The organism is Candidatus Poribacteria bacterium, from assembly GCA_026706025.1.
GTDB lineage: Bacteria > Poribacteria > WGA-4E > WGA-4E > WGA-3G > WGA-3G.
This window is the reverse complement of sequence record JAPOZO010000026.1, coordinates 113,356-124,348: the sequence shown is the minus strand read 5'-3', so window position 1 is coordinate 124,348 and position 10,993 is coordinate 113,356. Positions and strand designations below refer to the sequence as shown.

The window sequence follows — 10,993 nt, the reverse complement described above, 5'->3', positions numbered from 1 at the left end:
AAATGACACTGCATGACATTATTCAAGTGTATACTTAATTATAGGATACACCATAAGTGCTTCCGTCTCTAAAATTAATTTGAAAAAAATATTGAATTTGTGATAGAATAAGCTTGCTCTTAACAAACAGCTGACCAGAATCTTAAACTCGACCTATAGAGATGAAAATGACTCAAGACAATCTGAGCTTCGGCGATTCGACTGCACACGCAACCGTTGAATGGTTTTTGGACCAATTGACTGGCTCAGACAGCATCTTTACGGAAAATTTCGACAATTTCTGTAAAGCTCTCAACGCTGTCCGTTTCATTGACTGCTTGCGTGAGCAGATTAATAAAGATAAATACCTTTTCACACTTATTGAAGGTATAGCGGGGAAACTTGATGAAGGGGACAAATTTCAAAAGTATCCCAATCTTTCTGTGCTGCTGCTTAGTATCGCACAAAAATCTTTACTAAACCTCTCCGGGGTCGTGAAGCAAAGAAAACTTTACAATATTGGGGAAAAATTATACGATCACTTTAAGAATAATCCTAATTCCCCTCCTGATGCTTGTGATGTTGCTCTTAAAGCAGGATTTCAATTGTCAAAGTTCCAAAACAATTTAGACTGGAAGCGTGAATTTGCAGCATTCAAGGAGCAGCACTACGAGAGGTTGACCTATCTCCGAAGACAATACTTTTCTACTGATAATCCTACTACGTTTTCTCATCGTGTTGTGGAGCGTTATAAGTTGATCTATGGAACTTCAGGTTCTGAGAATTCCGATTCGGAGTTTATCAAACTCGTTCAGGAATTTGAAGAGCTTGATCCCGAATCCAGTTTTCTTCATCCATTGTGTTTGCAACTTCCTATTCTTGCTCGAAGCACGAAATCGATAAGTTTTGCTGATGATTTTGCTAAAAACTTGCGAGATGGTGAATCGGATAAAGAATTTTCTGAAAGTTTGGCGCAAAAATTCCGGATCCTCCAATGGAATATTTTGGTCCGGGACCTCGTTGAAGAAGATAGATCGGGTACTTCACTCTTTTATCCAATTACAGAAAAACCCAACATTCAGGGAGTGCCGAGTAGAGAAGAATTTCTAATTAAATTCTTTGAAAAGACAAGATTAGTTGAGTATCACTTTAGTCCAGCAGAAGGGGAAATTCCGACGGAACAACGTGCTGATGTTCCGTCAATAGAACTACCCATTCTTAAGACGGCAATGGGAGAGTGCTACGCATCATTTCAGGCTCTACTGCCTAAGGTGCGTGACTTTCATCCTCTTGTTCATAAAGACCTCGTCGATTCTTTTGCCAAGATGCGAAAAGAGGGTAATACTTCAAACGCTGTACTCATTGAAGATGGCGAGCTTTCATTCTTTTCCATGCTTTGGCTCCTCCGTTACGCCGCATCGGAAGTCGGACAACTAACAGTTCTGGAGTCAAATCCAGACACGACATTAACGACCAGTTTTCGCCCGAGGCGTGATAAATCTCGTGATGATTGGTGGACTACACAAGATATGTGTGCGTTTGTTGAAGAGTGTGGGTTTATAATCCGGCTATCTAATAAAGAATGTATACTTACTTGTCGTTGGAGATCACTTATTACGTGGTTGAGGCGATTAAATCGTGAGCTAAATAAGTCTGAGGACGTACAGCTTCCGATAGTGAAAAACCTGGACTACAGCGAGGCCGAGAAACTTTTCACAAAGAATCTGTCGGAGTTTCTTACATCGCCGGCTCTGAAGAACACCCTTGACAAAGTAGATGTGTTTTCACATGTTCCTATGATATGTAAAGACTTCGTTGAGAAAGAATTTGGACCCTTGATGAAATCGTTGGGTTCTCTCTTGGATGTGGAATCTGCTGGTTTGGATGATACGATTCTGTTTCGCTGTTGTCGGGCAGGCTTTATTCCTCTCGAACACCTGTTTCGGGCATACTGGCCCTGTGAATTTCACCTTTTGATTCAAGCACTGAATTGGGAAGAATCAAAAAATTCGGATCTCGCTCCAATTTCTCTGGGTTTCGCAACTATTGCTGGAAGGGTAGAAACAGACCAGAATTCAAAGGGAGATTTAGAGAATTTACAAAAGGGAACGACTGATTTTGATCATTGGCTGGTGCCGTATAGAACGCTATTTTCTGCCTTGAGTGCTAATCTCACCCTATCCGTTGTGAAAGAGGACAGCGAACAAATTGGCACTCGAGGCCAGCAAAAACATTTTGCTCATCAGACAGCTGGCCTTCTTGATACACTTTGGGTTGACCCCAAACGGAATGGACTTAATTCAGAAAGCCAAGTTGCGTTGTGGTTGGCAAAAACTCAGATAACAGATGTGTGGGGCGGTTTCCCGCTTAATACAGAAACGCACATTGGTATGGATTTTCCAGAGTGGATGGATCTAAGTAAAATAAACGTTATTGATAAGCTTAGTGATCTAGGACTACATGGCGGAGTTATGCGGGCGAGTAAATCCGAAATTGAGGCGTTCCAGGAATTTGCTTGGGATTTAGGAGCGAAGTTGAGAAACGACGAACCAAAGGCAATTGAAAAAACGTTTGATGAAGTGCGAGCGAAACTTTTATTCCCTTACTTATCAGGTAATCCAAGTAATCCAGATATTCCATTGCCGGAATGGGTAACAACAAAAGCTTTTGCCATCTGTTTCTTTCACGGGATGAGACAGGCAGCGTACCACGCCTTGGAAACATGGATTATTTTCAAACAGAAAGGAATACCCCATCTGCGGATTACCTGGGATAATCAGAGTGTGTCAATTTACAATCGAGGAGTAGTAAAGCAAGAACACCGCAACGGAGATATTGTACCGAAGGATCGTTATTTCTTTAATATCTTTATGGAGAGAACAAATGATTACTGTAGTTCAAGAGGTATAGATGAGAAATTTAAAATAGATGGTCCAAAGCCAATTAATACCTCTGATGATGAATGGCGGCTAGTGATTAAAAAGGAGTGAGAACCAGGTGTCTTTTAAGTACAATAAAATCGAAATAGAACTAGAGGATCAAAAAAGATCTTCTCATGTTTGGTCACGAGATTCAGGAGATCTTGTAATTGTTGTTATTGACGACGAATACAATACTGCTAAGCGCCCTTCATCTAGCGTACCTCCTGATGCTAAGGCACTTCCATTACTTCGTGAGATGGCACATAACATATCAGAAACTCGAGCTATCGGTTTTTTCCCACTTGCGCAAGATGAGAAAGGTGCCAATAAGGTATTAGACCATATTCAAAAATGGCTTGAAGATTTAGATTTTGACGAGAGTGTCAAGGTCCGATTCCTGATAGATATAATAGGTCTTGGAGAGACTGAGGTTGCCTCTCCTCACACAGTAGGAAAACTGACAGAATTGTCATATTCACGAGATCAGATTGCCCATTTCACTAGAGCAGGTGGTAACGAAGTGCGGCACACTGTTGAGGATTTCGTAAAGGGCACTGAAGTTCTTGATATGGAATTTCAAAAAAGATTCAGTCCTAAATTTGAGTCTTTTTTGGGCATAGACTACTATCACACAGACAAGAATATTAATGCCGCCATACAATTCTACGCAAAGGCTTGGAAAAGCAGTTGGCAACCAAAAGGTTGGGCTCATGATTATCTTGAGGGGAGAAACAGATACTCCCCACACTTACAGGCACTTGCAGAGTGGCTCGGTGATTCAGTTTCGATTGACGACCTTGTTTCTAACGAAACTGACCAGACAGAATCAGCCAAGAGTCTAATGATATGGCACGAGGCAAATCTTTGGGAAATGGAAAATCCTCCATGGAAGGCAAGAGATCGCCGTCGGATAAAGGGAAAAGTGTTAAACGCTGTCCTGAGAAAATTAGGAATCCCATTAAGCGACACTAATCCAATTCCAGACGAAGGACTTATCACTATGCCTTGTGTGCCCTGTTTCCCACTTTTCGTAAGTCTGCGAGGTTTCCTGTGGCGTTGTGAAGAAGAAGAAGAGGAAATTTCGGTCAGTGAACTATGCTTTTTCCAGTCGGGGGAAACGCCACAGGTAAACGTCTTTCGTCTTGTGTTGCCGCTTAGAGATCCCCTTATGCTTGCAAAAAAGTTTTTTGGTATAGAAGAAGAAAGAGCAGGTGCTTTCACCAATTCGTTGAGGGACTTGACTTATTGCAGAACAGATGGATTGGAGGGCCATGGAGACTATATGCCTTTATTTACAAACGGAACTGAATCTCCGGTTGTTGCAGTAGAAATCGCTCCAAAACAAATCAATCTCATCTGGAGTGTTAGGTGAGGTAAAACAGATGGTTGGTATTTACGATAAAGGATTAACCGACAGCACTTTCATACAGGATGTTAGTGAATGCTTGGAACAGCAGACAACAGTTTGCACAGAGCTGAATGAACTCCGGAATTGTGAAATTGCTATTGTCCATGTTACAGGTGAACATTGGAATACGTTAATTAACGATTATTCGTGTCCGAACAGTGTGCGCGTTCGAGTGTCTACTGCAGGTTTTCTGGATCTGTCAAAGCCAGCGAAGAATGATAATGGTGTATACATACTTTACTTAAGACATCCTATTGGAGACTTGACAGTAGCAGAATGGAAAAGAAAACTTTCTGGTCTTTCTAACTCATATATCGTGAAAGCTCTGGTTCGCGGTGAAAATCCAAACGGACTAAAGCGTTTCTTTGTACATGAGGTGCAAGGGCAGCTTTCTGCTCTTACCATTCTCTGCGAAGGTTACCTTGCTGTTCATGCTGAGACTGAGGATAATGACATAAATTCTGCTTTGGAGTTAATGAAATGGACTGAATTTCGGGAATCAGAAAGAGGTCAAAAGGTAATTCAATCGGATTTGAATAAAAAGATGAATGCTGTTCAACAGCCGGAATGGTGGTTAAATGTGTTTGAACAGGAATCATTCCGTGAGGATGTTAAGAAAGAATGGAAAGACACCACAAGCAAAGAAGAAATACCGCCAGCACTAAACGATTTGCTGAAAGCGATTTGCAGCGGTGAATCGGTTGTCCCTCCGACAATTGTTGCAGATGCGTATTGTGTTCTTCAAAACAGAAAATTTTCCGCATCTGAGTGGCAAATCCGACGCAGAAAGTTCAATCATGATTGGCTAAAAAATATATTCCTCAATGATTTTGATGCCTTTATTGTACAGCTTAGTAAGTCTGTCCCGGACCTCGGTCGTGTGTCGGAATTCTTGGAGGAAGATTTTCCTGCATGGAAGTCGCAACGACAGGAGGGCCAATGGCTTGTCCAATCCTTTGAAAGTAGTATGTCGCCTCTACAACTATTTAATTCATCCCTCTTAAATCGTTGTAATGATGAGACACGGGAATGGCTTGGGTATTTGTTGCATGGATTGTGGCTTTCCCGTTATGATGTGAGGGAAAAGGCAAAAGAAAGCCAGGATGCCCTGATGGAGGTAAACGAGACGTACGAAATATTGGCATCCGAATTGGAACAATCTATGCCAATTGGATTAACAAAACTCATCTCCTTACGTCCACAGTTTTGCGAATTGAAAGTAAAGTATAAAGTTCTTTTCAAAACTCTGAGCAATCTTCCGAGGTATACGTAGCATGGATAAACCGAGAATTCTCTGGATTGATGACGTTTATGGAAAAGCGCGAAATGGTCGCAACAGACACCGCGATACACTTTGTTCCCGTTTAGGATTACAGGACGTTACCGGCGATTGCCTTCCCCGGAATGAACAAGAACCGAAACCGCTCCTCGTAATTGACGATCGCGAAATAGACGATATAGATCCCACAGAAAATGATAAAGATGAAGGTGTTGCGGACGTTACCTTTTGTCGGGGTCAAGTTGAGATGTCTGGTGAAGTCAGAAATGATCTTGACGGCACCTTGGAAATGGTGAGGAACGGTTGGGAACACCCCCCACGTTGGAGTCTATTGTTATTGGATATGCACTTTGCAACAGGTGCCATTGGAGCAGATGGAGAACCGATCGGAAAAGACGAAGACTGGGAGCCAGAAAGATACTTTGGTCTCACTATACTCGACAGTCTTTGTCGGGATTCCGAGCTGCGGGATATTCCAGTCGTCATCACGTCCGCCATGGAGCGGGATGTGATTGAACGCCGTTTTACGACGCAAGGGGTTTGGGCTTTTGTGGATAAAATCGATCTCGACAAAACCAAATTGGAGGAATTGTTAGACGATTACGGACTTCTATCAGATGACAAAATTATCGGACACTCGCTGCCGTTGCTACAATGTCTTCGTGAGGCACGCCGAAGGGCGCGCATTCCCAGTGATAATATACTTATCCTCGGTGAAAGCGGCACTGAAAAGAAACTACTGGCAGAATACATCCATCAAAAATCAGGTGGAAAAGGTGATTACTGTTCTTTCTCCGAGTCCCTAAAAGGGACCTTAGAGGATGAACTGTTCGATGCTGCAGTGTTAGCGGATGAAGGGACACTCTTTATAGACAAATTCGGTGATATTATAGCCACTGCCCAGCCAAAACTTCTTCAGCTTCTTAAGAACATTCATAATCGGAATCTTCGGGTTATTACGGCAATAGAACGTAAAGAAATACTGTATGAAGACAACTTTCGCAAAGCATTTCCTGACGGGGCACTAATTCATAATTTTATTCGGATCCCAACACTCAGTCAGAGATCGGAAGATATTCCGCAGCTGGTTAAATATTTCGTCAAAAAGTATGAAGAGGAATTCAAGGCTGAAACCCATCAGGTGTCGGAGGAAGCACTTGAAGCGTTAAAAGCGTATCCATGGCCCGACAATGTCAGTGAACTTGAAAACGTAATTAAAGATGCCGTTGAAACCTATAAAGAACTAAGATGGCTTGAAAAGGATCATCTCCAATCATTATCTCGCGGAACACATAGCCCTCCAATTCCCTCAAATCAACCCAATAGTTACGATCTGTTTAAGATTATTGTGAAGGATGACTTGTGGGAGCAGTCTAGGAAAGCCATTGGTGAAATGGCTATTTGGTTACAGGATATGGCTATTTGGGTACTGACTGAGAAGGCACTCCGAGGGGCAATCGCAACTATCCTGTCTGGCCAGTTTGACTCTGACTGGATTAACCATGTGAGTCAAAAGCGTCCAGATATTTTTAAGAAATGGCAGAACAGACAAAAGGATTACTCGAAAATGGATTTTCCCGGAGAAAAGAGTGACTTACCTGATTTGATTAATTTTTCTTCCCCCTCGGATCTGTTTAAGATTATTTTGCATGATACCTTGTGGAACCACTTTAGAACATTCTTTGGAACTGATGCTATGTTCGATAATCGTTGGTTTGAGTATTGGAGAGTACGGGAACGCTTAATAGTGCATAGAGTTAGACATCTAATGAATCATAGTAATCCGGATCTCATCCCCTCACATGATCGGGACACTTTTAAAGGATACTGTGGTGAAATTCTTGAGATATGTCAGAAAATTGAAACTGTATCATCGGAGCGAGGTCAACAGTTAGAAAATGAACTCCACCTTCCCAATGCTATGGATCAAGAAGGGACAGAACAAGAGGCAGGTGAACAAGAGGAACTGTACGAGGGGACAGTCTGGGCAATTATGCCAAATGGTGATGCTGCGAACGTAGAGATTGATGAACATTCAACCTTACAGTTGCCACAGTTTGTAAAGGTGCCGAAAGACAATTTTCAAGACAAAGAAAATGCTTTTAAGGGAAGAAAAAAAGTAAAATTTAAAGTAGACAAAAAGAGGCAGGGTTGTCCGGTCTATGATGTGTTTCTTGTTGAGTGAGGGACAACAGATGATTGGTATTTACAACTGGGGGAGCACAAGAATTAATCACACTTTCATACAAAATGTTATGAAATGTGCAGCACCGAAGCCAGAAGTCTGCAAAGAGTTATCTGGTCTCAAGAAACATAAAATTGCTATTGCCCATGTTTCTTGCGAAGGCTGGAAGCAGCTCATTAAGGAATATTCGTCCTCTGGCAATGTACGGGTTCGAGTGACTACTGATGATGATTTCCGTAATAAACCCCCGCCAAAAACCAACAAAGATGATGTGTACGTGTTTAACCTAGTGCTGCCTACTGGCAACGTGAGTGCAGCAGATTGGAAAGAGATACTTTGCGGTCTTTCTGGTGAAGCAACCATAGAAGCTCTGGTTCGCGGTGAAAACCTAAATGGACTAAGGCGATTCTTTGTGCATGAGGTACAGGAGCACCTTTCTGCTCTTGCTATCCTTTGTGTAGGGTATCTTGCTGTTCATGCTGAGGATGAGACTGACCAGACGGATATTAGCCCCACCTTGGCGTTAATGAAATGGACCAAATTTCGGAACTCAGACAGATATACAAAATTGATTCGCTTGAATTTGGGTGAGAAGAAAGACGATGTGCGTCAACCAGAGTGGTGGTTAGACGTGTTTGAACAGAAATCGTTCTACGAAGATGTTAAGAAAGAATGGAAAAACACCACAGGAGTAGAAGAAATACCAACGGAGTTAAACAATTTGTTGGCAGCGATTCACAGCGGTGAATCGGTTGTCCCTCCGACCATTGTCGCAGATGCGTATGGTGTTCTTCAAAAAAGAAAATTGATAACTTCCGAATCTGAGTGGCAAATCCGACGCAACAAGTTCAATCATGATTGGTTGAAAAATAAATTCCTCAACAGTTTCAATGACTTTGTTGAACAACTTCAGAAACCTAATCCAAACATCGTTCGTGTATCGGAATTCTTGGTGGAGGATTTTCACGCATGGAAATCGCGCCGGCAGGATGCCCAATGGATTGTCCAATCCTTTGAAGATAGTATGTCACCACGGCAGCTCTTAGACTGCTCACCGCTAAACCGTTGTGATGATGACACACGAGAATGGCTTGGGAGACTGGTGCACGGGTTGTGGCTATCCCGCTATCCAGTGAAAAAGAAGTCACAAGAGAGTCAAAATGCCTTGGTGACCGTGAATAAGTTCTACGAAAAAATTATGGACGAATTGAGACAGTCCAAACCGATAAAGTTAACCACCCTCATCTCCCTACGCCCTCAGTTTTGTGAATTGAAACAGACTTATGAAGCCCTTTCAAAAACCCTGAGCAATCTTCCCCAGGAGGGATGAGTCATAATGGCAGATAAACCGAGAATTCTCTGGATTGATGACGTTTATGGAAAAGCGCGAAATGGTCGCAACAAACACCGCGATACACTTTGTTCCCGTTTAGGATTACAGGACATTACCGGCGATTGCCTTCCCCGGAATGAACAAGAACCGAAACCGCTCCTCGTAGTTGACGATCGCGAAATAGACGATATAGATCCCACAGAAAATAATAAAGATGAAGTCGTTGCGGACGTTACCTTTTGTCGGGGTCAAGTGGAGATGTCTGGTGAAGTCAGAAATGATCTTGATGGCACCTTGGAAATGGCGAGGAACGGTTGGGAACACCCCCCACATTGGAGTCTATTGTTATTGGATATGCACTTTGCAACAGGTGCCATTGGAGTAGATGGAGAGCCGGTGGGAACAGACGAAGACTGGGAGCCAGAAAGATACTTTGGCCTCACAATACTCGACAGTCTTTGTCGGGACTCCGAGCTGCGGGATATCCCGGTCGTCATCACGTCCGCCATGGAGCGGGATGTCATTGAACGCCGTTTTACGACGCAAGGGGTCTGGGCTTTTGTGGATAAAACAGATCTCAACAAAGCCAAGTTGAAGGAATTGTTAGACGATTACGGACTTCTATCAGATGACAAAATTATCGGACACTCGCTGCCGTTGCTACAATGTCTTCGTGAAGCACGTCGGAGGGGGCGTATTCCTAACGAGAACGTCCTTATCTTGGGGGAAAGTGGCACAGGGAAGGAACTGCTGGCGGAATACATCCATCAACAGGCAGGCAAAGCGGGTAAATATGTTCCTTTCTTTCCCCAGGGTGTACCAGAGACTTTAATCGAGGATCGGCTGTTCGGTCATCAGAAAGGGGCATTCAATGGTGCTACTACTGACCAACCCGGTGCTGCCGAATTAGCGGATGCGGGGACACTCTTTATAGACGAATTCGGTGATATCCCTGCTACTGTTCAGGCAAAACTCCTTCGACTTCTTGACAAAAACATTCGTGAGACGCAACGCCTTGGTGAACAGAAAGCAAAACAACTCAGGAATCTTCAGGTCATTATGGCAACAGAACGCGAGGAAATACTGCTCGAAGATAACTTCCGTAAAGCACTTCTTGCCAGAGCACAAGTTCATAATTCTATTCGGATCCCTACGCTCAATGAGAGATCAGAAGATATTCCATTGCTGGTTGAATATTTCGTCAAAAAGTATGAACAGGAATTCAGTGCTGAATCACGTAAAGTGTCGGTAGAAGCACTTGAAGTACTAAGAACCTATCCCTGGCCCGGCAATATTAGAGAACTTGAAAATGTGATTGAGAACGCAGTTTTTACCTATAAAGGGCTGAGGTGGCTTGAGGCAGATCACCTCAAATTGCCTTCTCACGAAACGCAGAGACAACCAATTCCGTTAGATCAGTCTTCGTCTCAAATAGATTCCGATAACAATATTCCAGATTCGCAACCGCAAATGACTGAGACAGGCATCCACGAAAACCTAGACGCATTAATCAAATATCTCAATAATTTTAACTTTGATGGCTATCAACACACAGACCTTTCAGGTAAACTACCACAAGTTGAAAGTGCGTATGCCCGGTTTATCGCTTGCTACCTGAAAGCTGCACTAAATCTGAGGGGTGAAATTCAATATCAGGCGGCGATGCGATGCATAACAGGGGATAGCGACCTGTCTGGGGCGAAAGCGAAGCGTCAGATTGAGAAAATACTCTGGCTCTCCAAGACCCCGTATTTGATCTCAAACGACCCTGAGATAATTGAGCACCTGCGGAAGTTCGTGGAGTCAGATCCTGTTCTGAAGAAAGCATGTGATAGAATTCTTGGTAGAAATCATGAACAACAGGAGCAATAGTCCAACGAACGTAGCA

Annotated in this window: 6 protein-coding genes; all 6 read left to right on the top strand. The window is 43.0% G+C overall.

Going from position 1 to position 10,993, the window contains the following annotated elements:
- Positions 1-167 precede the first annotated feature (167 nt).
- Genes OXH00_05870 through OXH00_05845 form a run of 6 tightly spaced genes read left to right on the top strand, consistent with a single transcriptional unit; the run spans position 168 to position 10,977 of the window.
- Positions 168-2,969: a hypothetical protein gene (locus OXH00_05870; protein ID MCY3740529.1), complete on the top strand. Its 2,802-nt coding sequence runs from the start codon at positions 168-170 to the stop codon at positions 2,967-2,969.
- 7 nt (positions 2,970-2,976) lie between these two features.
- On the top strand, positions 2,977-4,272 hold the full coding sequence (locus OXH00_05865) for a hypothetical protein (GenBank protein MCY3740528.1): 1,296 nt from the start codon (positions 2,977-2,979) through the stop codon (positions 4,270-4,272).
- A 10-nt stretch (positions 4,273-4,282) separates the two neighbouring features.
- Complete coding sequence (locus OXH00_05860; GenBank protein MCY3740527.1) at positions 4,283-5,581, top strand: hypothetical protein; 1,299 nt, start codon at positions 4,283-4,285, stop codon at positions 5,579-5,581.
- A 1-nt stretch (position 5,582) separates the two neighbouring features.
- Positions 5,583-7,772, top strand: a complete 2,190-nt coding sequence (locus OXH00_05855; protein ID MCY3740526.1) for a sigma 54-interacting transcriptional regulator — start codon at positions 5,583-5,585, stop codon at positions 7,770-7,772.
- Positions 7,773-7,782: 10 nt separating this feature from the next.
- Positions 7,783-9,102, top strand: a complete 1,320-nt coding sequence (locus OXH00_05850) for a hypothetical protein (GenBank protein MCY3740525.1) — start codon at positions 7,783-7,785, stop codon at positions 9,100-9,102.
- A gap of 6 nt (positions 9,103-9,108) precedes the next feature.
- Complete coding sequence (locus OXH00_05845) at positions 9,109-10,977, top strand: sigma 54-interacting transcriptional regulator (GenBank protein ID MCY3740524.1); 1,869 nt, start codon at positions 9,109-9,111, stop codon at positions 10,975-10,977.
- The last annotated feature ends 16 nt before the right edge of the window (positions 10,978-10,993 follow it).